The organism is Sphingomonas sp. CCH9-F2 (assembly GCF_001556735.1).
Taxonomy (GTDB): Bacteria; Pseudomonadota; Alphaproteobacteria; order Sphingomonadales; family Sphingomonadaceae; genus Sphingomonas; species Sphingomonas ginsenosidimutans.
This window is the reverse complement of the sequence record NZ_LSJO01000222.1, coordinates 1-21,808: the sequence shown is the minus strand read 5'-3', so window position 1 is coordinate 21,808 and position 21,808 is coordinate 1. Positions and strand designations below refer to the sequence as shown.

The window sequence follows — 21,808 nt, the reverse complement described above, 5'->3', positions numbered from 1 at the left end:
GCCTCCTCCACCGCCACCGCCGCGACCAGCGCGAGCGTGGGGGGGGGCGGATCGCCCGGCGCGACGCGCACCAGCGTGCTGGCGTAGAGATTGCCGACGGGCGACTGCCACGCCCGCCCCTGCCGCCCACGCCCCTGCGTCTGGCGTTCGGCGCGCAGCCACAGCCCCTCTTCGCCGCCGCCGTCGCGCGCGATCGCCAGCAGGTCGGCGTTGGTCGACCCCGTCTGCGCGACGGTGACGATACGGGGCACGAAGCGGCTTAGAACAGGCTGTTCGCGGCGGCGAGCGTCCAGGCGGTCAGCGCCGGGATCAGCAGGTAGCCGAGCGGCGAGATGATGACCGCCGCCACCGCGATCAAGCCGCCCTCCACCGCGTCACCGCGGCCATAGGGCGCCGTGGGTTCGTCGAAGTACATCGTCTTGACGATGCGCAGGTAGTAATAAGCGCCGATCACGCTCATCGCGATACCGACCACCGCCAGCGGGAACAGCCCCGCCTCGACCGCGGCATAGAAGACCGCGAACTTGGCGTAGAAGCCGAACAGCGGCGGAATGCCGGCCAGCGAGAACATGAACATCGCCAGCGCCGCCGCCAGACCGGGACGCGACCGCGACAGCCCCGCCAGGCTCGCGATCGTCTCGACCGGCTGACCGTCCTCGTCACGCATCTGCAACACCACCAGGAAGCTGCCCAGCGTCATGACGATATAGATCGCCATATACGTCATTACCGACGCGACGCCCTCCGGCGTACCCGCGGCAAGGCCGATCAGCGCGAAGCCGACGTTGTTGATCGACGAATAGGCGAGCAGCCGCTTGATGTTCTGCTGCCCGATCGCGGCGACCGCGCCGAGCAGGATCGAGGCGAGCGCGGCGAAGATCACGATCTGCCGCCACTGGTCGTGCGCCGGGCCCATCGCCTCCACCGCGACGCGCACGCCCAGCGCCATCGCCGCGACCTTGGGCGCGGACGCGAAGAAGCCGGTCACTGGGGTCGGCGCGCCTTCGTACACGTCGGGCGTCCACATGTGGAACGGCACCGCCGACATCTTGAACGCCAGCCCCGCGAACACGAACACCAGCCCGAACAGCAGCCCGATCGCCTTGCCGTTGCCGGTCAGCGGCGCGGCGGCATAGGCGCCCGCGACCTCGTCGAACAGCGTCGATCCGGTGAAGCCATAGACCAGGCTGATCCCGTACAGCAGGATGCCGGAGGCGAGCGCGCCGAGCACGAAATACTTCAGGCCCGCCTCCGCCGAGCGCGTGTCCTGCCGCATGAAGCTGGCCAGCACGTAGGCGGCGAGGCTCTGCAGCTCCAGCCCGACGTACAGCATCAGCAGGTCGGACGCGGACACCATGATCCCCATGCCGCATGCCGACAGCAGGATCAGCACCGGATATTCGGGGCGCAGGTTGTCGCCCGCAGTCCGCTTGAAGAAATCGGGCGCCATGATGATCGACACCGCCGCGGCGGCATAGATCAGCACCTTGGCGAAGGCGGCGAACGCATCGGCGCGATACATGCCGTAGAACGCCGATCCGCCCGACGACGCGGGGCCGGTCAGCGCGATGCACGCGCCCGCCAGTACCACCACCGCCGTCCACGACACCGCGCGGGTCGCGGCCGGGCCACCCCAGGCGGCGACCAGCATCAGCGCGATCGCCCCCAGCGCCAGCACCAGTTCCGGCAGGGTCATCGCAAGATTGGCGGCGTAATCCATCAGTGCGCACTCCCCGGCGCTTCATGGCCCGTGGCGGGCGTTTCGGCGTGGGCGACGGGAACGATCCCGGTGCCCTTGGTCGGGCGCGAATCCCCCGCGGGCGTCGCACGCTCGATCCGCGCCAGCAGGATCTGCGTATCCTTGCGCATCGGCGCCAGGAAGCTTTCGGGATAGACGCCCATCCACAGCACCGCCGCCGCGATCGGCACCAGCAGCCACAGCTCGCGCCCCGACAGGTCGGGCATCGCGCGCACTTCCTCGGAGGTGATCTCGCCCCACACCACGCGGCGGTACAGGTACAGCATGTACGCCGCGCCCAGGATGATGCCGGTCGTGCACAGCAGCGCGATCGTGGTCGACACCTTGTACGTGCCCATCAGGCTCAGCAATTCGCCGACGAAGTTGCTGGTGCCCGGCAGCCCGATCGACGCCATCGTGAACAGCAGGAACAGGATCGCATAGCGCGGCATGTTGATCGCCAGCCCACCGTAGCGGCTGATCTCGCGCGTGTGCAGCCGGTCGTAGATGACGCCGACGCACAGGAACAGCGCGCCCGATACCAGGCCGTGGCCCAGCATCACCATCATAGCGCCCTCGATCCCCTGCGCGTTGAACGCGAACAGCCCGATCGTCACGATCGCCATGTGCGCGACCGAGGAATAGGCGATCAGCTTCTTCATGTCCGACTGCACCAGCGCGACGAGGCTGGTGTAGATCACCGCCACCGCGCTCAGCCCGAACACCAGCCAGACCAGGCTCGCCGACGCTTCCGGGAACATCGGCAGGCTGAACCGCAGGAAGCCGTAGCCGCCCAGCTTCAGCAGCACGCCCGCCAGGATCACCGACCCCGCGGTCGGCGCCTGCACGTGCGCGTCGGGCAGCCAGGTGTGGACCGGCCACATCGGCATCTTCACCGCGAACGAGGCGAAGAAGGCCAGCCACAGCCACGTCTGCACTTGCGGCGGGAAGTCGTAGTTGAGCAGCACCGGGATGCTCGTCGTGCCCGCGGTGATGCTCATGTACAGCATCGCGATGAACATCAGCAGCGAACCCAGCAGCGTGTACAGGAAGAACTTGTACGACGCATAGATGCGGTTCACCCCGCCCCAGATGCCGATGATCAGGAACATTGGGATCAGGCCGGCTTCGAAGAAGATGTAGAACAGGAACAGGTCCTGCGCAGCGAAGGTGCCGATCATCAGCACCTCGGTCAGCAGGAACGCCGCCATATATTCCGGCACGCGCTTCTCGATCGCCTGCCAGCTCGCGCCGATGCAGATCGGCATCAGGAACACCGACAGCGCGATCAGCAGCAGGGCGTAGCCGTCGATGCCCAGCGCCCAGGCGAAGCGCCCGAACACCGGCGCATATTCGACGAACTGCCACTGCGCGCCGCCGACGTCGAACGACGTCCACAGCACCACGCCCAGCGCAAGGTCGATCAGCGTCGCCGCCAGCGCGGTCCAGCGCGCGGCGGAGGCCGAAAGGAAGAGGCAGGCGACCGCGGCGACGGCCGGGATCGCGAGCATCAGCGACAGGATCGGGAACGACACGTTACTGACCCCCTCAGCCCGCGATCGCCCAGGTGATCGCGGCGGTAAGCCCGATCAGCATGACGAAGGCATAGGTATAGACATATCCGGTTTGCAGGCGGCCGGCGACCCGGCTGCCCAGTTGCACCACCCAGGCCGATCCGTTCGGCCCGAAGCGGTCGATCGTCCCTTCGTCCCCGCGGTGCCACAGCACGCGGCCGATCGCGAAGGCGGGGCGGACGAACAGGAAATTGTACAGCTCGTCGAAATACCATTTGCGCAGCAGGAACTGGTAGATCGGCTGGAACGTGTCCGCGAACTTCGCCGGGAACGACGGCGAGCGGATGTACGCGGCCCAGGCGATCAGCAGCCCGGTCAGCATCACCACCGTCGCCGACAGTTTCACGAACAGCGGCACCTCGTGCATCTCGTGCATCAGATGCTCGTTGAAGAACAACGCGCCCTTCCAGAAGCCGCCCGCGGTTTCCGGGTCGATGAAGAAGCCGTGGAACACGAACCCGGCCGCGACCGCGCCGACCGACAGCAGGATCAGCGGGATCAGCATCACCAGCGGGCTTTCGTGCGGGTGATAGCCGCCGGTACCCTTCGGCATCTCGTTGAAACCGCGCGCGTCGACGTGCGGCGCATGGCCGGCATCTTCCTGCGCCGCGACGCCGTGATGCGCCTCGGCGGCATGGTCGTCATGGCCGTTCGCGTGCCCGTCAGGCGCATGGGCATGGTCGTCATGCGCATGCGCGTGGTCGTCGTGGCCATGGCCATGCGCGTCGTGGATCGCATGCTGGATATGCTCCGACGCCGCCCAGCGCGGTTCGCCCCAGAAGGTCAGGAACATCAGTCGCCACGAATAGAAACTGGTCAGCAGCGCCGCGAACACGCCCACCATCGACGCCACCGGCGCGCCGCCCGCCCAGGCGACCTCGATGATCGCGTCCTTCGAATGATAGCCCGCGAACCCGCCGATGCCGTAGATGCCGACTCCGGTGATCGCCAGCGTGCCGAGCAGCATCGCCCAGAAGGTGACCGGGATCGCCTTCCGCAGCCCGCCGTAATAGCGCATGTCCTGTTCGTGGTGCATCGCATGGATGACGGAGCCGGCACCCAGGAACAGCAGCGCCTTGAAGAAGGCATGCGTGAACAGGTGGAACATCGCCGCGCCATAGGCGCCGACGCCCGCAGCGAAGAACATATAGCCCAGCTGCGAACAGGTCGAATAGGCGATCACGCGCTTGATGTCGGTCTGCGTCGTGCCGACGGTCGCGGCGAACAGGCAGGTCGCGGCGCCGATGAAGGTGATGAACCCCATCGCGGTCGGCGACATCTCGAACATCGGCGACAGGCGGCACACCATGAACACGCCCGCGGTGACCATCGTCGCGGCATGGATCAGCGCCGACACCGGGGTCGGCCCCTCCATCGCGTCGGGCAACCAGGTGTGCAGCCCCAGCTGCGCCGACTTGCCCATCGCGCCGACGAACAGCAGCAGGCAGATGACGGTCATCGTATCCGCGCGGAACCACAGGAAACCGATCGTCGATCCGGCCATCGTCGGCGCGGCGGCCAGGATGGCAGGGATCGAGACGGTGTCGAACACCAGATAGGTGCCGAAGATGCCGAGCATGAAGCCCAGGTCGCCGACGCGGTTGACGACGAACGCCTTGATCGCCGCGGCATTGGCGCTCGGCTTCCTGAACCAGAAACCGATCAGCAGGTAGCTGGCCAAGCCCACGCCTTCCCAGCCGAAGAACATCTGGATCAGATTGTCCGCGGTCACCAGCATCAGCATCGCGAAGGTGAACAGCGACAGATAGGCGAAGAAGCGCGGCTGGTCCGGCTCCTCGCTCATATAGCCCCAGCTGTAGAGGTGAACGAGCGCCGAGACGCTGGTGATCACCACCAGCATGACCGCGGTCAGCGCGTCGACGCGCAGCGCCCAGGACACGTCGAACGTGCCGGAGGTCATGAAGTGCAGCACCGGCGTCACGGTCGCTGCGCTGCTGCCCGACAGGAAGCCGATGAACACCGGCCACGACAGCGCGCACGATACGAACAGCGCGCCGGTCGTCACCACCTTGGGCAGCGTCGCGCCGAACGACTTGTTGGCGAAGCCGGCGACGATCGCCGCGACCAGCGGCAGGAAGACGATGAAGAGGATCGAGGTCACGGAAATCTTACCCCTTCATCCGGCTGGGATCGTCGACCGAGATCGAGCCGCGGCCGCGGAAGAAGATGACGATGATGGCCAGGCCGATCGCGGATTCGCCCGCGGCCACGGTCAGCACGAACATCGCGAACACCTGCCCCACCAGGTCCTGCAACGCGGCGGAAAAGGCGACGAGGTTGATGTTCACCGCCAGCAGGATCAGCTCGATCGCCATCAGGATGACGATGATGTTCTTGCGGTTGAGGAAGATGCCCAGCACGCCCATCGTGAACAGCAATGCCGCCACGACGAGGTAATGGATCAGGCCGACGCCACCCGTCACAGCTGTACCCCCTGGCCCACGTCGGGCTTCATGTTGCGTGTCGCATCCTGCGGACGCCGCGCGATCTGCCGCGCGATATTCTGGTAGCGCGCGCCCGACCGTTCGCGATGCGTCAGCACGATCGCGCCGATCATCGCGACCAGCAGCACCAGACCGGCACCCTCGAACACGAACAGGTAGCGCGAGTACAAGAGGTTGCCGATCTGGACGATATTCGGCACCGTCGCCTCGCTGGGCGCGGCGCGGCGCGCCAGGTCGATCCCGCCGGCGCTCCACGCGAACACGCCGATCAGGATCTCGCACACCAGCGCCACCGCCAGCACCAGCCCGATCCCGAAATAGCGGACGAATCCGGCGCGCAGCTCGGCGAAGTCGATGTCCAGCATCATCACGACGAACAGGAACAGCACCGCGACCGCGCCGACATAGACGATCACCAGCAGCATCGCGATGAACTCGGCGCCGACCAGCACCATCAGGCCGGCGGCGTTGAAGAACGCCAGGATCAGCCACAGCACCGAATGCACCGGGTTGCGCGACGAAATCGTCATCGCACCGGAAATCAGCACCACGGCGGCGAACAGATAGAAGGCGATGGCCTGGATCACCGAACCAGCTCCGTCACCCCAGCGCAGGCTGGGGTCTTTGGCGAAAAGGATGCGCCCCTGCGGCACGAGGCCGCAGCTTTCGCTGCGGCGACAGTTGAGAGAATCATGTCGGCCCCCGAACCCACGCGAGCGCCTACCGGTACGGCGCGTCGGCGGCAAGGTTCGCCGCGATCGCGCGTTCCCAGCGGTCGCCGTTGTCGAGCAGCTTGGCCTTGTCGTAGATCAGCTCCTCACGCGTCTCGGTCGCGAAATCCAGGTTCGGCCCCTCGACGATCGCATCGACCGGGCACGCTTCCTGGCACAGGCCGCAATAGATGCACTTGGTCATGTCGATGTCGTAGCGCGTCGTGCGGCGGCTGCCGTCGTCGCGCGGCTCGGCCTCGATCGTGATCGCCTGCGCCGGGCACACCGCCTCGCACAGCTTGCACGCGATGCAGCGTTCCTCGCCGTTCGGATAGCGGCGCAGCGCATGTTCGCCGCGGAAACGCGGGGACAGCGGGTTCTTCTCGAACGGATAGTTGATCGTCGCCTTCGGCTTGAAGAAATACTTCAGCGTAAGCGCATGCGCCTTCACGAACTCCCAGAGCGTGAACGCCTTGATCGTCTGCGCGATACCCATTTTACACTCCCACGCGCATCAACATGAGGACGCCGGACACCAGGAATACCCAGAACAGCGACAGCGGCAGGAACACCTTCCACCCCAGCCGCATCAGCTGGTCGTAGCGGTAACGCGGCACCGTCGCCTTGATCCACGAGAACACGAAGAAGAAGAACAGAATCTTCGCGAACAGCCAGATGATCCCCGGCACGACGTACAGCGGCGCCCAGTCGAACGGCGGCAGGTATCCGCCCCAGAACAGCGTCGCGTTCAGGGCGCACATCAGCAGCACGTTGGCATATTCGCCCAGCCAGTAGAGCGCGAACGCCATCGACGAATATTCGGTCTGGTACCCCGCGACCAGTTCGCTCTCCGCCTCGGTCAGGTCGAACGGCGCGCGCTGCGTCTCCGCCAGCGCGGAGATCAGGAACACCACCGCCATCGGGAACAGCAGCGGGTTGAAGCCGAAGCCGTTGACGAAGCCGTACAGCCCCTTCTGCGCCTCGACGATCGCGGTCAGGTTGAACGATCCCGCCCACATCACCACCGAGATGATGACGAAGCCGATCGCCACTTCATAGCTGACCATCTGCGCCGCGGCGCGGATCGCGGAGAAGAACGGATATTTGGAGTTCGACGCCCAGCCCGCCAGGATGATGCCGTACACCCCCAGCGACGAGGCGGCCAGGACGTACAGCAGCCCGACGTTGATGTCGGCCAGCACGACGCCGACTTGGAACGGCACCACCGCCCAGACGATCAGCGCGACCGTGAAGGTGATGATCGGCGCCAGCAGGAACAGCGCCTTGTTCGACGCGGCCGGGACGATCGTTTCCTGAAGGAACACCTTCAGCCCGTCCGCGAACGACTGGAGCAGCCCGAACGGGCCGACCACGTTCGGCCCGCGGCGCAGCGCCATCGCCGCCCAGATCTTGCGATCGGCATAGATGATCATCGCGACCGCCAGCATCAGCGGCAGCGCGATCAGCAGGATGCCGATGATCGTCGCCAGGAACCAGGCGAAGCCATAGGGCAGCCCGACGGTGGTGTTGAAGAACGCGGTCACTCCGCCGCCTCCGCGAACGTCTCGCCATGGATCAGTTCCGCCGAACACCGCTGCATCGTCGGCGACGCGCGGCAGATCGCGTTGGTGAGGTAGAAGTCCTTGATCGGATAGCCCTGCATCACGCCCTCGGCGGTGCTCGACAGCGACGGCACGCTCCACGGGAAGGTGACGAGGCCCGGTTCGGCCAGGTCGGCGCAGTCCAGCGCCATCGCCGCGCGCAATTCGCCCAGCGTGTCGAACGCCAGCGTCTTGCCCATCCGTTCCGACAGCGCGCGGAAGATCGTCCAGTCCTCGCGCGCGTCGCCCGGCGGGAACACCGCGCGCTCGCCGCGCTGGACGCGCCCTTCCAGATTGACCCAGGTACCCGACTTCTCGGCATAGCTGGCGCCGGGCAGGATCACGTCGGCATGGTGCGCGCCCTTGTCGCCGTGATGGCCGACATAGACCTTAAACCCGCCGAACGCGCCGAAATCGCATTCGTCCGCGCCCAGGAAGAACGTCAGCTTCGCGTCATACAGCGCGGAAATCCCCGACTTCTGCGCATAGCCGAGCATCAGCCCGCCCATCCGGCTGGCAGCCATGTGGACGATGTTGAAGCCGTTCCAGTCCTCCTTGACGAGGCCCAGCGTATCGACCAGCGCCAGCGCCGCGCCATGCGCGCCCTTCAGCGCGCCGCCGCCGACGATCACCATCGGCCGCTCGGCCTTGCCGAACGCCTCGGTCACCGCGTCCGGCAGCGCGCCCAGCACCGACAGGTCGGCGCCCAGCCACTCGACCTTGTAGGTCAGGTCCGTCTCCGGCCCGACGGCGAACACCTTCGCGCCCTTCTTGATCGCCTTGCGGATGCGCGTGTTCACCAGCGGCGCTTCCCAGCGCAGGTTGGTGCCCACCAGCAGGATCGCGTCGGCGCGCTCGGTGCCCGCGATCGTGGTGTTGAAGTTCACCGCCGCCAGGCTGGACGTGTCATAGTCCATGCCGGTCTGCCGCCCTTCGAGCAGCGTCGAGCCGAATTCCTTCAGCAGCGCCTTGGCCGCGAACATCGTCTCGCAATCGACGAGGTCGCCCGCGACCGCCGCGATGCTGCCGGCGTGATCGACCGCCGCGATCGCCGCGAACGCCTCGTCCCAGGTCGTCGGCACCAGCTTGCCGTTGCGGCGCACATAGGGCCGGTCGAGCCGCCGACGCACGAGTCCGTCGACCGCGTGGCGGGTCTTGTCGCTGGCCCATTCCTCGTTCACGTCGTCGTTGACGCGCGGCACGCAGCGCAACACCTGCCGCCCGCGGCTGTCGAGGCGGATGTTGGTGCCCACCGCGTCCATGACGTCGATCGACAGCGTCTTCTTCAGCTCCCACGGCCGCGCTTCGAACGCGTACGGCTTGCTGGTCAGCGCACCGACCGGGCACAGGTCGACGACATTGCCCGACAGTTCGGACGTGACCGCTTCCTCCAGATAGGAGGTGATCTGCATGTTCTCGCCGCGATAGATCGCGCCGATCTCCTCCACGCCCGCCACTTCCTCCGCGAAGCGGATGCAGCGCGTGCACTGGATGCAGCGGGTCATGACCGTCTTGACGATCGGCCCCATGTACTTCTCGGTCACCGCGCGCTTGTTCTCGGCGAACCGCGAATGGCCACGGCCATAGGCGACCGACTGGTCCTGCAGGTCGCATTCGCCGCCCTGGTCGCAGATCGGGCAGTCGAGCGGATGGTTGATGAGCAGGAATTCCATGATGCCCTCGCGGGCATGCTTCACCATCGGCGTGTTGGTGAAGATCTCCTGGTTCTCCGCCGCCGGCAGCGCGCACGACGCCTGCGGCTTGGGCGGCCCGGGCTTCACCTCCACCAGGCACATGCGGCAATTGCCGGCGATCGACAGCCGCTCGTGATAGCAGAAGCGCGGGATTTCCTTCCCAGCGGCCTCGCACGCCTGAAGCACGGTGGCGCCCGCGGGCACCTCGACCTCGATACCGTCGACTTTGACCTTGGGCATTATTCGGCAGCTTCCTGCATGGGGGAAAGGTCTCCCCCCCGTTCCTTGATGCGGCGTTCCAGTTCCGGGCGGAAATGGCGGATCAGCCCCTGGATCGGCCATGCCGCCGCGTCGCCCAGCGCGCAGATCGAATGACCCTCGACCTGCTTGGTGACCTGCTGGAGCATATCGATCTCGGAAATGTCCGCATCGCCGGTGCGCAGCCGCTCCATAACGCGCCACATCCAGCCGGTGCCCTCGCGGCACGGCGTGCACTGGCCGCAGCTCTCGTGCTTGTAGAAGTAGCTCAGCCGGGCGATCGCGCGGACCACGTCGGTCGACTTGTCCATGACGATCACCGCCGCGGTGCCCAGCCCCGATCCGACCGCCTTCAGCCCGTCGAAATCCATCGGCGCGTCGATGATGTCCTTCGCGGGCACCAGCGGCACCGACGATCCGCCCGGGATCACCGCCAGCAGATTGTCCCACCCGCCGCGGATGCCGCCGCAATGCTTCTCGATCAGTTCGCGGAACGGGATGCTCATCGCTTCCTCGACCACGCACGGCGTGTTCACATGTCCGCTGATCTGGAACAGCTTGGTGCCGCGGTTGTTCTCCGCGCCGAAGCTGGCGAACCATTCCGCGCCGCGCCGCAAGATCGTCGGCGCGACCGCGATCGATTCGACGTTGTTGACCGTCGTCGGGCAGCCGTACAGGCCGGCGCCGGCCGGGAACGGCGGCTTCAGCCGCGGCTGGCCCTTCTTGCCCTCCAGGCTTTCGAGCATCGCGGTTTCTTCGCCGCAAATGTACGCGCCCGCGCCGCGGTGGACGAAGACGTCGAAGTCATAGCCGGAGCCGCAGGCGTTCTTGCCCACCAGCCCCTTGCCATACGCCTCGGCCACCGCCGCGAACAGCGTCTCGGCCTCGCGGATATATTCGCCGCGAATGTAGATATAGGCCGCCCGCGCGCGCATCGCGAAGCCCGCGACCAGCGCGCCCTCGATCAGCTTGTGCGGATCGTGGCGGATGATCTCGCGATCCTTGCACGAACCCGGCTCGGATTCGTCGGCGTTGATGACCAGGAAGTTCGGCCGGTCCGGCTTCGGCTCCTTGGGCATGAACGACCATTTCGTGCCGGTCGGGAAGCCCGCGCCCCCGCGCCCGCGCAGCCCCGACGCCTTGATGACGTCGATGATCCTGTCCTGGCCCAGTTCCAGCAGCGCCTTGGTATTGTCCCAGTCGCCGCGCGCCATCGCCGCGTCCAGCCGCCACGACTGATAGCCGTACAGGTTGGTGAAGATGCGGTCCCTATCGAGCAGGCTCATGCCCCCACTCCCCCGGCGGCATTGCCCCATTCGCCGCGATAATCGTGGTTCTCGGTCACCATCGCGGTCAACGACGTGGCGCCGCCCTTCGGCTCTACGGTGTGGCGGCCCGGCTCCTGCGTGCCCGGCTTCGGCGTCTCGCCGCGCTCCAGCGCCTCCAGGATCGCGACCGTGCGATCGTAGTCGAGATCCTCGAAATTGTCGTCGTTGACCTGCACCATCGGGGCGCTGGCGCAATTGCCCATGCACTCCACCTCGGTCAGCGTGAACAGGCCGTCGGGGGTGGTCTTCCCCTTGATCAGGCCCTTGTTCTTGCACGCCGCGAACACGTCGTCCGACCCGCGCAGCATGCACGGCGTCGTCCCGCACACCTGCACGTGATAGCGGCCGACCGGCGCCAGGTTGAACATCGTGTAGAAGGTCGCGACCTCGTACACGCGCATGTACGGCACGCCGATGTAGCGCGCGACATATTCGATCACCGGGACCGGCAGCCAGCCTTGCGTCTGCGTCTCGGCACCGACCTGCCGCTGGGCGAGGTCGAGCAGCGGGATCGACCCGGATTGCTCGCGGCCCGCGGGATAGCGCGACAGCACTTCCTTGGCCTTGCGCTCGTTTTCCTCGGTCCAGGCGAACGCGCCCCAGCGCGCGCGCACCTCGGCCTCGTCGGGGATGATGGCGGCATCGGCCATTATCGGATGAACTCCACGCGCGACACCTTGTCGCCCTCGAACGAATAGATGGACATGACCTCGAACGCCTCGCCGCCCGGCGCGCGCTCGACCTTCTCGTGCAGCAGCACGGTCTCGCCCAGCGCATAATCGGCGACGATCTCGGCGCGGTTCTGCGGATATTGCGCGAACATCGCCGCCAGCCCCGACCTTACGCCTTCGCGCCCGTCGCGCAGCACCGCCCCGCGATAGCCCGCCTCGCACGCATCCTCGGTCATCAGCGCGACATAGGCGTCGGCGTCCTGCGCATTGTAATGCGCGATCATCTCGCGCGCGATCGCCACGCGATCGGCCTTGCCCGCCGCGCTCACCGGTCGCACTCCCCGAACACGATATCCATCGCACCCAGGATGGCGGTGGTATCGGCCAGCATATGCCCGCGGCTCATGAAGTCCATCGCCTGCAGGTGGCTGAACGCGGTCGGGCGGATCTTGCAACGGTACGGCTTGTTGCTGCCGTCGCTGACCAGATAGACGCCGAACTCGCCCTTGGGGCTTTCGGTCGCGACATACACTTCGCCGGCCGGGACGTGATAGCCCTCGGTATACAGCTTGAAGTGATGGATCAGCGCCTCCATCGAGCTTTTCATCTCGGCGCGCTTGGGCGGCACCACCTTGCGGTCGAGCGAGGCGATCGGCCCTTCCGGCATCTCGTTCAGGCACTGACGCATGATGCGCGCCGACTGGCGCACTTCCTCGACGCGGACCATGAACCGGTCGTAGCAGTCGCCGCGCGTGCCCACCGGCACCTCGAAGTCCATCTTCGCATAGACGTCATAGGGCTGCGACTTGCGCAGGTCCCACGGCACGCCCGCGGCGCGGATCATCGGGCCGGAGAAGCCCCAGGCGATCGCATCCTCGCGGCTGACGGTGGCGATATCGACGTTGCGCTGTTTGAAGATGCGGTTGTCCGCGACCAGGCTGATCGCATCCTCGAACAGCCGCGGCAGTCGCGTGTCGAGCCAGTCGCCGATATCGGTCAACAGCTTCAGCGGCACGTCCTGGTGGACGCCGCCGGGGCGCAGGTAATTGTGGTGCATCCGGGCGCCCGACGCGCGCTCCAGGAAGCCCATGCAATCCTCGCGGATTTCGAACAGCCACAGGTTCGGCGTCATCGCGCCGACGTCCATCACATGCGACCCCAGGTTCAGCATGTGATTGCAGATGCGCGTCAGCTCGGCGAAGAACACGCGCAGATATTGCGCGCGGACCGGCACCTCCAGGTCGAGCAGCTTCTCGATCGCCAGGACGAAGCTGTGCTCCATGCACAGCGGCGAGCAGTAATCGAGGCGGTCGAAGTAGGGGATCGCCTGCGCATAGGTCTTGTATTCGATCAGCTTCTCGGTGCCGCGGTGCAGCAACCCGACGTGCGGGTCGATCCGCTCGACAATCTCGCCGTCCAGCTCCATCACCAGCCGCAGCACGCCGTGCGCGGCCGGGTGCTGCGGACCGAAGTTGATCGTATAGTTCTGGATCGCGACGTCGCCCGCTTCCGGGTGGTCGGCGTCGGTCACATGCGCGATCTTCGCCAGCGCCGGGTCGATCGCGTGCTCGTTCTGGGTCAGCGTCTCGCTCATTGGTTCTGCCCCTGCCCCTTGGTCGGCACGACGTCGGGGTCGGCCGGCTTGGGCGCTCCTTCGGACTCGCTGCGGCCCGCGCCGGTCTGCGCGGTGCTCTGCGCATCCTTCTTGGCATAGGGCTGGCTGGGCGCTTCCGGGGCCGCCTTGGCGGCCTGCGCCGCATCGGCCTTCTGCACCTCGGTCGCGGTCACCGGCGAGGGCGCACCCTTCGCCTCAGGCAGCTTGGCCTTCTCGTCGCCCGGCAGCACATATTCGGCGCCTTCCCACGGGCTCATGAAGTCGAAGGTGCGGAAATCCTGTGCCAGCTTCACCGGTTCGTACACGACGCGCTTCTGTTCCTCGGAATAGCGCAGCTCGGTATAGCCGGTCAGCGGGAAGTCCTTGCGGAACGGATGCCCGCGAAAGCCGTAATCGGTCAGGATGCGGCGCAGGTCGCGGTTGCCCGCGAACAGCACGCCGAACATGTCGTACACCTCGCGCTCCAGCCAGCCGGCGACCGGCCACAGCCCGGTCACCGACGGCACGGCTGCGTCCTCGGTCGCCGGGACATGGACGTGCAGGCGGTGATTGCGCGTCAGCGACAACAGGCAATAGACGACCTCGAACCGCTCCGCGCGATCCGGATAGTCGACGCCCGCGATCTCCATCAGCTGCTGATATTCCAGTCCCGGCGTGTCGCGCAGCGCGGTCATCGCCGCGACCAGCCCGTCGCGGGTGACGTGCAGCTGCACCTCGCCCGCAACCTCGACCGCATCGGTCAGCGCCGCGCCGATCGCGCCGCGCGCGGCCTCGATCGTCGCCTCGTTCAGGCTCGCGGCCCAGGCGGGTGCCGGCGCCCTCACCGTTCGATGCTCCCGGCGCGGCGGATCTTCCGCTGCAGCTGCATCACGCCGTACAGCAGCGCCTCGGCGGTCGGCGGGCAGCCGGGGACGTAGATGTCGACCGGCACGATCCGGTCGCACCCGCGCACGACGCTGTAGCTATAGTGATAATAGCCGCCGCCATTGGCGCACGATCCCATCGAGATCACGTATTTCGGCTCGGACATCTGGTCGTACACGCGGCGCAGCGCGGGCGCCATCTTGTTGCACAGCGTGCCCGCGACGATCATCACGTCCGACTGGCGCGGCGACGCGCGCGGCGCGGCGCCGAACCGCTCCATGTCATAGCGCGGCATGTTGACGTGGATCATCTCGACGGCGCAGCACGCCAGCCCGAACGTCATCCACCACAGCGATCCGGTGCGCGCCCACTGGAACAGCTCCTCGGTGGAGGTTACCAGGAACCCCTTGTCGGTCAGCTCGCCGTTCAGGCCGTCGAAGAACGCCTGGTCGGGGGCGATCACGCCCTGCCCCGACGGCTGGTGGGCCAGTTCTACTCCCATTCCAGCGCTCCCTTCTTCCACGCATACACCAGGCCGAGCGCCAGCTCGGCAATGAAGATCATCATGCTGATCCACGCGGTCCAGCCCAGCGTGAAGACGCTGACCGCCCACGGATACAGGAACGCCGCTTCCAGATCGAAGATGATGAACAGGATCGCGACGAGATAGAATCGCACGTCGAACTGCGACCGGCTGTCCTCGAACGCGGGGAAGCCGCATTCATACTCGGCCAGCTTCTCCGGCGTCGGCTTCGACGCACCGGTCAGCTTCGCAACCGCCATCGGCAGAAACACGAACGCCGACGACAGCGCCAGCGCCACCCCCAGGAACAGGAGGATCGGAAGATATTGCGACAGATCGACCACTATAGGCTCTCTCGTGGCTTCTCTCGCAGATGCGAGAAAGGACGGGGACGCTTTAGGACGCCGCCCGTGGAGGGGCAAGGCCGCGAACCGTGAGAATGAATCGCAGGAAGCCGGCCCCGGCGCGCGCCGGGGCCACGCGGATCACCGCAACGCCTGCGCCACCATCTTGTGCAGCTTCGAATGCATCGCGTCGTTGGCGGCGAGGAATTCGTTGCGCTCGATCGCGCGGTCGCCGCCGCGGAAATCGGTGACGAAACCGCCGGCTTCCTTCACCAGCAGCATTCCCGCCGCGACGTCCCAGATCTTGAGGTCGCTTTCCCAGAATCCGTCGAACCGCCCGGCCGCAACCCACGCCAGGTCCAGCGCCGCCGCGCCCAGCCGGCGGATGCCCGCCACCTGCGGCGCCACCGCGCCGAAGATGCGCGTCCATTGCGCGAAGTCGCCATGCCCCATGAACGGGATGCCGGTGGCGATCAGCGCCTCCGACGGCTCGCGCCGCGACGATACGCGCAGCCGCTGGTCCTGCAACCATGCGCCACGGCCCTTCTCGGCCCAGAAGCTTTCGTCGGTCAGCGGCTGGTAGACCAGCGCGGTCGTGATCTCGCGCTTGCCGTTGGGCATCGGCTCCTCGACCGCGATCGAGATGCAGAAATGCGGGATGCCGTGAAGGAAGTTCGACGTGCCGTCGAGCGGATCGACGATGAAGCGCGGCTTGCTGGGGTCGCCCTCTACATTGCCGCGCTCCTCCATCACAAAGCCCCAGTCGGGCCGCGCCTTGGACAGTTCCTCGTACAGCGTCTGCTCGGCGCGCTGGTCGGCCTGGCTGACGAAGTCCGCCGGCCCCTTGCGGCTGACCTGAAGGTTCTGGACCTCGTTGAAGTCGCGGCGCAGCCGCGGCGCGGCCTTGCGCGCCGCGCGTTCGATGACGGTGAACAGGCCGGAATGGGATGGCATATCAATTCCTTCTCCCTCTCCCCAGCGGGGAGAGGGTCGGGGAGAGGGGCAGTCGTCGACGGCATACCCGCCCCGCAGACGACATCTACTTCATTCGCTCTTCCGTGGAGGAGCAAGCTTATATCCACGCCCGCCGCGGGCAAAGCCCGCGCCGTCAGTCGCGCCACGCGCGCTGGCCGGGCCGGCGGATCGGACAGATAGCGCCGCTATCTGACTCGTCCGCCCGGTCTCAATCCGCGCGGCGGACGTAGGTCTGTTCGTACACGTCGACGACGATCCGCGTCCCGCTGGCGATATGCGGCGGCACCATCACGCGCACGCCATTGTCGAGCACCGCGGGCTTGTAGCTGGACGAGGCGGTCTGCCCCTTTACCACCGCGTCGGCCTCGACGATCGTCGCCTCGATCGTGTCGGGCAGCTGCACGCTGATGGCTTCCTCGTCATACAGTTCCATGACGACGTCCATCCCGTCCTGCAGGAAGGCAGCGGCATCGCCCAGCAGGTCGCGCGGCAGCGTCACCTGATCATAGGTTTCCTTGTCCATGAAGACCAGGCTGTCGCCCTCGGCGAACAGGAACTGGAAATCCTTGGTGTCCAGCCGGACGCGCTCGACCGTCTCGGCGGAGCGGAAGCGGACGTTGTTCTTGCGGCCGTCGCGCAGGTTCTTCAGCTCGACCTGCATGTACGCGCCGCCCTTGCCGGGCTGGGTGTGCTGGATCTTGACCGCGCGCCATATGCCGCCTTCGTATTCGATGATGTTGCCGGGACGGATGTCCACGCCGCTGATCTTCATGGGGCTTCGCCTATGGAAAAGAGCTGGACCGCGCGGGGGGAAGCCCGGCGGCCGGGTGGCGGCGATCTAGCGAAGGCCGCGCGATCCGGCAAGCAGCGGATAGGGGTTCACCTCCTGCCCCTGCCACCACCGCTCGCCCGGCTGCATCCGCTTTACCGAGAAATGCAGGTGCGGCGCGCCCGGATCGGCATTGCCGGTGGCGCCGACCGCCGCGATCGGCTCGCCCGCGCGCACCGCCTGACCCTCCGCCAGCCCGCGGCGGTATCCCGACAGGTGCGCGTAGTAATAGACGGTGCCGCCATCCGCGCTGCGCTGGTAGATCGTCAGCCCGCCGTCGCGGCTGTCGAACAGTTTCTCGATCCGCCCCGCCGCCGCGGCGCGTACCGGCGTGCCGACCGGCGCCATGATGTCGATGGCATGGTGCGCGCGCGCGCCGCCGCCGCGGTCCTGCCCCCAGCTGTCGGTCAGATGGTCGCGCGCGATGCCCGCGACGGGGACAAGCAGCCGCCCGCCATCCGTCGCCGCCGCCGCAGGCTCGCTCGCGACCGGCGCCGGCGCCACCACCGGCGCGCGCCCGAACGACAACAGGCTGGCAAAGCCCGCCGCCGCCAGCACGATCAGCGCCAGGATCGACCAGCCCAGCCGCGTCATGTCACGCCTGGAACAGCACCGGCGTCCCGCCCTTCACCATCAACGCCACCCGCGCGGCGTCCCAGTTGGTCAGCCGGACGCAGCCGTTCGACTGCGCGCGGCCGATCTGCTGCGGCTCGCTGGTGCCGTGGATGCCGTAATGCTCCTTGCTCAGGTCGATCCACACCACGCCGACCGGGTTGTTCGGCCCCGGCGGGATGATCTGCGCCTGCTTATCGTCGCTGACGCCCTTCAGGATCTTCGGATTCATCTTCCAGTCGGGATTGGGCGAAACGTGCAGCACCTTCCAGTTGCCCAGCGGCAGCGGGTCGCGCGACGATCCGATCGTCGCGGTATATTGCCCGATCAGCCGCCCCTGCCCGTCCAGCACGCGCAAAACGCCGTCGGACTTGTCGACGACGATCTTCGCTGCCTGCGGCACCTTCGCCTCGACGTTGAGCGACGCGAGCGTCGCGCGCCACGCCGGCGTCGCGTCCGCCGGATAGGCGCGCGAGGTCGGGAAGGTATTGGGCACGGTGATCTTCGTCCCCGGCGCGATGGTCGTCACGCCGGGATTGAGCTCCGCCAGCACCTGCGGCGTGGTGTGGAACCGTTCGGCCAGCTTTTCCAGCGGGCGGCGGTACGCCATCGACGGCAGCTTGGCCTGTTCGGCATAGTCCTTGGGGATGACGGGCACGTAAGGGCCGCGCATCCCGTCACGGTCCAGCGTCACCTCGATCGTCGGGCGCACCCCGGCATAAGGGCGCAGCGCCGCCAGCGTCGCGGCATCCGGCGTGCCGGTGACACGCAGCCCGCGGCTTTCCTGAAACCCCTTGATCGCGTTGGTCAGCGACGTGCCCCCGCGCCCGTCGAGGATGCCGGGGCCGAACCCCAGTTTGTCGAGCACCACCTGCATTCGCAGCACCGCGGGGTCGAGCGACGCGCCGGCGGGGGAGCGTCCGGTCTGCGCCGCGACGGGCGCGGTGGCAAGGATCAGGGCGGCGGCGACGATACGCTTCACGGGCACCTCTCGTATTTCGGTGCCGAAACAACGCAGTTGGACGCATCCGGGTCCGTCGCGATTACGTCGCCCGGCCCTCCAGCACCGCCGCGAACGCCTTGACCGCCGCGGCTTCGTCGCCGCCCCAGATCGCATGGCTGGCCGCGATGAAGTCCGCCCCCGCCGCGACCAGCGGCGCGGCATTGCCCGGCGTGATCCCGCCGATCGCGACGCTCGGCAGTTCGAACAGCGCGCTCCACCACGACAGGATCACCGGTTCCGGGCGATGCCGCACCGCCTTGGTGGTGGTGGGATAGAAGGCGCCGAACGCGACATAATCCGCGCCCGCCTCGCCCGCTTCCATCGCCAGGTGGCGGCTGTCGTGACAGGTGACGCCGATCTGCACCTCCGGCCCCAGCACCCCGCGCGCCTCGCGCGCATCGCCGTCGTCCTGCCCCAGGTGGACGCCGTCCGCGCCCAGCCTTTTGGCCAGGCTGACGCTGTCGTTGACGATGAACGCGACCTCACGGTCGGCGCAGATGCGCTGGAGCGGCTCGGCCAGCCGCGCCGCGCTATGCTGGTCCAGGTCCTTGACGCGGAACTGGAACGCCGCGACCGGCCCGGCATCCAGCGCGCGGGCGAGCCGGTCGGGGAAGCCGCCACTCACATCGAGCGGCGAGACCACATACAGCTGGCACGGCGGGCGACGATCGTCGCGTTTGAAAGAAACGGCGAAATCGGGGTCGAGGGGGCCGAGGGGATCGTCGATCATGCCCCCGCGCCTAGCCGCTTCAGCGCCGCGACGAAAGCCGCCGCGTCGTCCAGCCGATGCGCGACCCGATCGTACTGCCGCCGCCCGCGGCGCAGCGGTGGCGTGCAATCGATGACGACATTCGCCTGCGCCACCAGCGCCAGGTTCAGCGTCCCCGGCTGACGGCGCGGCACCTCGTCACAGCGCACGCCGCCGATCTGCCGCCACGGGATCGTGACGGCGACCAGCCGGCCGGTCCGCAGCGTCACGCCATGATCGTCAACGGTGCTCGGCCGGGTCGTCATGCCGGCCACCCCGCGCACCGCCCAGATCAACATGCCCGCCGACGCCAGCGACAGCACCGCCGCCACGCGCGGCCACCACCACGCTAGCAACAGATGCGTCACCGCCGCCTCGATCGCGCACAGCACTAGCAGCGCCCACAGCATCGGCGCGATGCCCCGCCGGCTGGAAAAGCTGCCATGGTCCGCCCGCCCGCTCATCCGAGAAGCGTAGCGCGGATCGCGCGGCGCGACAAAGCCCCCCGCGCGATGACCTGGCGCGCCGCCGGCGGGCGGCCTATTCCTCGCCCTTGTAGATCGACACCAGCTTGTCGAGCATCGCCAGCGCCTCGCCACGCTCGCGCTGGAAGGTGTTGCGGCCGATGATCGAGCCGTTGCCCCCGCCGTCGCGGATGTCGCGCGCGTCCTGGTACACCGCGTCGGCACCCTTGGCCGCCCCGCCCGAGAACACCACGATCCGCCGCCCCGCGAAGCTCGACTGGACGACATGGCGCACGCGGTCGGACTGCTTCGACCAGTCGGTGCCCTCGTAGCTCTTCTGCGCGTCCTTCTGCTCGATATGCGCGCTCGGCAGCTTCACCTTGATGATGTGTGCGCCCAGCAGCGCGGCCATGTGCGCGGCATAGGCGCCGACATCAAGCGCCAGTTCGCCATCCTTGCTCAGCTTGCCGCCGCGCGGATAGCTCCAGATCACGGTGGCCAGCCCGGCCGCGGCGGCTTCCTCGCGCAGCGCGCGGATCTGCTCCATCGCGGCGAAGATATCGTCCGACCCCGGATAGATGGTGAAGCCGATCGCGGCGCAGCCCAGCCGCAGCGCGTCCTCGACGCTGCCGGTCTGCGCCTGCGCGATCTGCGTCGCCCAGCTGTTCGAGCTGTTGACCTTCAGGATCGTCGGGATCTGCCCCGCGAACGTGTCGGCGCCCGCCTCCAGCATCCCCAGCGGCGCCGCATAGGCCGACAGGCCGGCGTCGATCGCCAGCTGATAGTGATAGTGCGGGTCATAGGCCGGCGGATTGACCGCGAAGCTGCGCGCCGGGCCGTGCTCGAACCCCTGGTCGACCGGCAGGATGATGAGCTTGCCCGTGCCGCCCAGCTTCCCCTGCATCAGGATGCGCGCCAGATTGGCTTTCACCGCCGGGCTGGTGGCTTCGTATTTGTCCAGAATCGACTTGACGATCGGCGTCATGTTTATTCCCTATCTGTTTGATTACAAAGCTAACCAGCGGCGCAATGCCTGATCCACCTGCTCCATGCGGGTGGCGGAGGCATGGCCGATGACCTTGACGATGCGATGACGGCGGATGCTGGTGATGCGATCCACCTGCACCTCGCACTCCACCGGCAGCCCGGTATGTTCCTGCGGAGAGATGGCAACGCGGAACAGCGCCTCGCCCCCCACCACCGTCGTCAACGGGCATACGGTGACCGTCGCATGGGTTTCGTTGAACAGATCGGCCTGCACCACCACGCAGGCGCGCGGCGTGCCGTCGATACCCTCCGGCGCATCGACCATCACGATCGCGCCATGCTGGATCACCGGGCCGCTGCCGGTGGCCGTCGCGGCAGCGTCCGCCACCTCCGTCACCGCCACGCCGCATCCTCCGATTCGGCACGTTCCCAGAAGGCATAGTCGCCCGCGGTGTCGCGCCGCGACGCGCGCGTCGACTGGCGCCGCGCCTCGCGCCGGAACGCCTCGTCGTGCAGCTCGACGTAGCGGCGCACCGCCTCGCGTGCGATGTCGCTCTTGCTGCGCCCCTGCGTGCGTGCGACCGCGGCCAGCCGTTCCTCCAGTTCGGTATCGAGCCTGACGCCCAGCAACATGCTTCTCCGTTTAACGCGTTTAACGTAGAGGCTTGGCCGGAACGACGCAACCGGCTTTTGACATGGGCCGTCCCGTCATCGCACGCTTCGCGGCGGGGGGACTGACGTCATGACGATTCGCACGCGCCTGCTTCCGGCGGCCGCATTGTTCGCGGCGGGCATCGCCCTCGGC

The 21,808-nt window shown here is 67.3% G+C and carries 25 protein-coding genes; all 25 read right to left on the bottom strand.

The genetic code is table 11. The features are described from left to right. On the bottom strand, positions 1 to 251 hold a 251-nt coding region (locus tag AX685_RS06720; protein ID WP_443026252.1), incomplete at its 3' end, for a biotin--[acetyl-CoA-carboxylase] ligase. An 8-nt stretch (positions 252 to 259) separates the two neighbouring features. Beyond that, the gene (nuoN, locus tag AX685_RS06715) at positions 260 to 1,720 is read right to left on the bottom strand and encodes an NADH-quinone oxidoreductase subunit NuoN (protein ID WP_066486753.1); all 1,461 of its coding nucleotides are present in this window, start codon (positions 1,718 to 1,720) and stop codon (positions 260 to 262) included. Further along, a complete protein-coding gene (locus tag AX685_RS06710; RefSeq protein WP_269450468.1) occupies positions 1,720 to 3,273 on the bottom strand; it encodes an NADH-quinone oxidoreductase subunit M in 1,554 nt (517 codons plus the stop codon). Before AX685_RS06710 ends, nuoN begins: the two co-directional genes overlap by 1 nt. Positions 3,274 to 3,286: 13 nt before the next feature. Then, a complete protein-coding gene (nuoL, locus tag AX685_RS06705; protein WP_066486751.1) occupies positions 3,287 to 5,434 on the bottom strand; it encodes an NADH-quinone oxidoreductase subunit L in 2,148 nt (715 codons plus the stop codon). A gap of 7 nt (positions 5,435 to 5,441) precedes the next feature. After that, the gene (gene nuoK / locus AX685_RS06700; protein WP_082740649.1) at positions 5,442 to 5,756 is read right to left on the bottom strand and encodes an NADH-quinone oxidoreductase subunit NuoK; all 315 of its coding nucleotides are present in this window, start codon (positions 5,754 to 5,756) and stop codon (positions 5,442 to 5,444) included. Then, complete coding sequence (locus AX685_RS06695; RefSeq protein ID WP_066486763.1) at positions 5,753 to 6,364, bottom strand: NADH-quinone oxidoreductase subunit J; 612 nt, start codon at positions 6,362 to 6,364, stop codon at positions 5,753 to 5,755. Before AX685_RS06695 ends, nuoK begins: the two co-directional genes overlap by 4 nt. A 133-nt stretch (positions 6,365 to 6,497) precedes the next feature. Beyond that, positions 6,498 to 6,983, bottom strand: coding sequence for an NADH-quinone oxidoreductase subunit NuoI (gene nuoI / locus AX685_RS06690; RefSeq protein WP_066486749.1), 486 nt, complete (start codon positions 6,981 to 6,983; stop codon positions 6,498 to 6,500). Position 6,984: 1 nt separating this feature from the next. Further along, the gene (gene nuoH, locus AX685_RS06685) at positions 6,985 to 8,031 is read right to left on the bottom strand and encodes an NADH-quinone oxidoreductase subunit NuoH (RefSeq protein ID WP_066486739.1); all 1,047 of its coding nucleotides are present in this window, start codon (positions 8,029 to 8,031) and stop codon (positions 6,985 to 6,987) included. Then, the gene (gene nuoG / locus AX685_RS06680) at positions 8,028 to 10,022 is read right to left on the bottom strand and encodes an NADH-quinone oxidoreductase subunit NuoG (RefSeq protein WP_066486737.1); all 1,995 of its coding nucleotides are present in this window, start codon (positions 10,020 to 10,022) and stop codon (positions 8,028 to 8,030) included. The genes nuoH and nuoG overlap by 4 nt, the downstream gene beginning before the upstream one ends. Further along, positions 10,022 to 11,326 carry an NADH-quinone oxidoreductase subunit NuoF gene (gene nuoF / locus AX685_RS06675; RefSeq protein ID WP_066486735.1) on the bottom strand — a complete coding sequence of 435 codons (1,305 nt, stop codon included), beginning with the start codon at positions 11,324 to 11,326 and terminating at the stop codon, positions 10,022 to 10,024. The genes nuoG and nuoF overlap by 1 nt, the downstream gene beginning before the upstream one ends. Next, on the bottom strand, positions 11,323 to 12,018 hold the full coding sequence (locus tag AX685_RS06670) for a complex I 24 kDa subunit family protein (RefSeq protein ID WP_066486729.1): 696 nt from the start codon (positions 12,016 to 12,018) through the stop codon (positions 11,323 to 11,325). The genes nuoF and AX685_RS06670 overlap by 4 nt, the downstream gene beginning before the upstream one ends. Then, a complete protein-coding gene (locus AX685_RS06665; RefSeq protein ID WP_066486758.1) occupies positions 12,018 to 12,323 on the bottom strand; it encodes a nuclear transport factor 2 family protein in 306 nt (101 codons plus the stop codon). The genes AX685_RS06670 and AX685_RS06665 overlap by 1 nt, the downstream gene beginning before the upstream one ends. 41 nt (positions 12,324 to 12,364) lie before the next feature. Next, positions 12,365 to 13,633 (bottom strand): NADH-quinone oxidoreductase subunit D, encoded by a 1,269-nt coding sequence (locus AX685_RS06660; protein WP_066486728.1) that lies wholly within the window; start codon positions 13,631 to 13,633, stop codon positions 12,365 to 12,367. Next, complete coding sequence (locus AX685_RS06655) at positions 13,630 to 14,478, bottom strand: NADH-quinone oxidoreductase subunit C (protein WP_066486727.1); 849 nt, start codon at positions 14,476 to 14,478, stop codon at positions 13,630 to 13,632. Before AX685_RS06655 ends, AX685_RS06660 begins: the two co-directional genes overlap by 4 nt. Continuing rightward, entirely contained in the window at positions 14,475 to 15,020 is a 546-nt protein-coding gene (locus AX685_RS06650) for a NuoB/complex I 20 kDa subunit family protein (RefSeq protein WP_066486725.1), read from the bottom strand. The genes AX685_RS06655 and AX685_RS06650 overlap by 4 nt, the downstream gene beginning before the upstream one ends. Beyond that, positions 15,011 to 15,385 (bottom strand): NADH-quinone oxidoreductase subunit A, encoded by a 375-nt coding sequence (ndhC, locus tag AX685_RS06645; protein ID WP_066486723.1) that lies wholly within the window; start codon positions 15,383 to 15,385, stop codon positions 15,011 to 15,013. The genes AX685_RS06650 and ndhC overlap by 10 nt, the downstream gene beginning before the upstream one ends. 141 nt (positions 15,386 to 15,526) lie before the next feature. Beyond that, positions 15,527 to 16,339 carry an inositol monophosphatase family protein gene (locus AX685_RS06640; protein WP_066486721.1) on the bottom strand — a complete coding sequence of 271 codons (813 nt, stop codon included), beginning with the start codon at positions 16,337 to 16,339 and terminating at the stop codon, positions 15,527 to 15,529. Between the two features lie 229 nt (positions 16,340 to 16,568). Then, positions 16,569 to 17,132: an elongation factor P gene (gene efp, locus AX685_RS06635; protein ID WP_066486720.1), complete on the bottom strand. Its 564-nt coding sequence runs from the start codon at positions 17,130 to 17,132 to the stop codon at positions 16,569 to 16,571. A gap of 66 nt (positions 17,133 to 17,198) precedes the next feature. Further along, a complete protein-coding gene (locus AX685_RS06630) occupies positions 17,199 to 17,783 on the bottom strand; it encodes a M23 family metallopeptidase (protein ID WP_066486718.1) in 585 nt (194 codons plus the stop codon). Between the two features lies 1 nt (position 17,784). Then, positions 17,785 to 18,783, bottom strand: a complete 999-nt coding sequence (locus AX685_RS06625) for a L,D-transpeptidase family protein (RefSeq protein WP_066486717.1) — start codon at positions 18,781 to 18,783, stop codon at positions 17,785 to 17,787. A 61-nt stretch (positions 18,784 to 18,844) separates the two neighbouring features. After that, positions 18,845 to 19,534: a thiamine phosphate synthase gene (gene thiE, locus AX685_RS06620; protein ID WP_066486715.1), complete on the bottom strand. Its 690-nt coding sequence runs from the start codon at positions 19,532 to 19,534 to the stop codon at positions 18,845 to 18,847. Further along, positions 19,531 to 20,016, bottom strand: a complete 486-nt coding sequence (locus tag AX685_RS06615; RefSeq protein ID WP_066486713.1) for a hypothetical protein — start codon at positions 20,014 to 20,016, stop codon at positions 19,531 to 19,533. Before AX685_RS06615 ends, thiE begins: the two co-directional genes overlap by 4 nt. A gap of 76 nt (positions 20,017 to 20,092) precedes the next feature. After that, on the bottom strand, positions 20,093 to 21,001 hold the full coding sequence (locus AX685_RS06610) for a class I fructose-bisphosphate aldolase (protein WP_066486710.1): 909 nt from the start codon (positions 20,999 to 21,001) through the stop codon (positions 20,093 to 20,095). Between the two features lie 21 nt (positions 21,002 to 21,022). Then, on the bottom strand, positions 21,023 to 21,406 hold the full coding sequence (locus tag AX685_RS06605) for a type II toxin-antitoxin system PemK/MazF family toxin (RefSeq protein WP_231738645.1): 384 nt from the start codon (positions 21,404 to 21,406) through the stop codon (positions 21,023 to 21,025). Next, on the bottom strand, positions 21,397 to 21,636 hold the full coding sequence (locus AX685_RS06600) for a ribbon-helix-helix protein, CopG family (protein ID WP_066486708.1): 240 nt from the start codon (positions 21,634 to 21,636) through the stop codon (positions 21,397 to 21,399). Before AX685_RS06600 ends, AX685_RS06605 begins: the two co-directional genes overlap by 10 nt. Positions 21,637 to 21,808 lie beyond the last annotated feature (172 nt).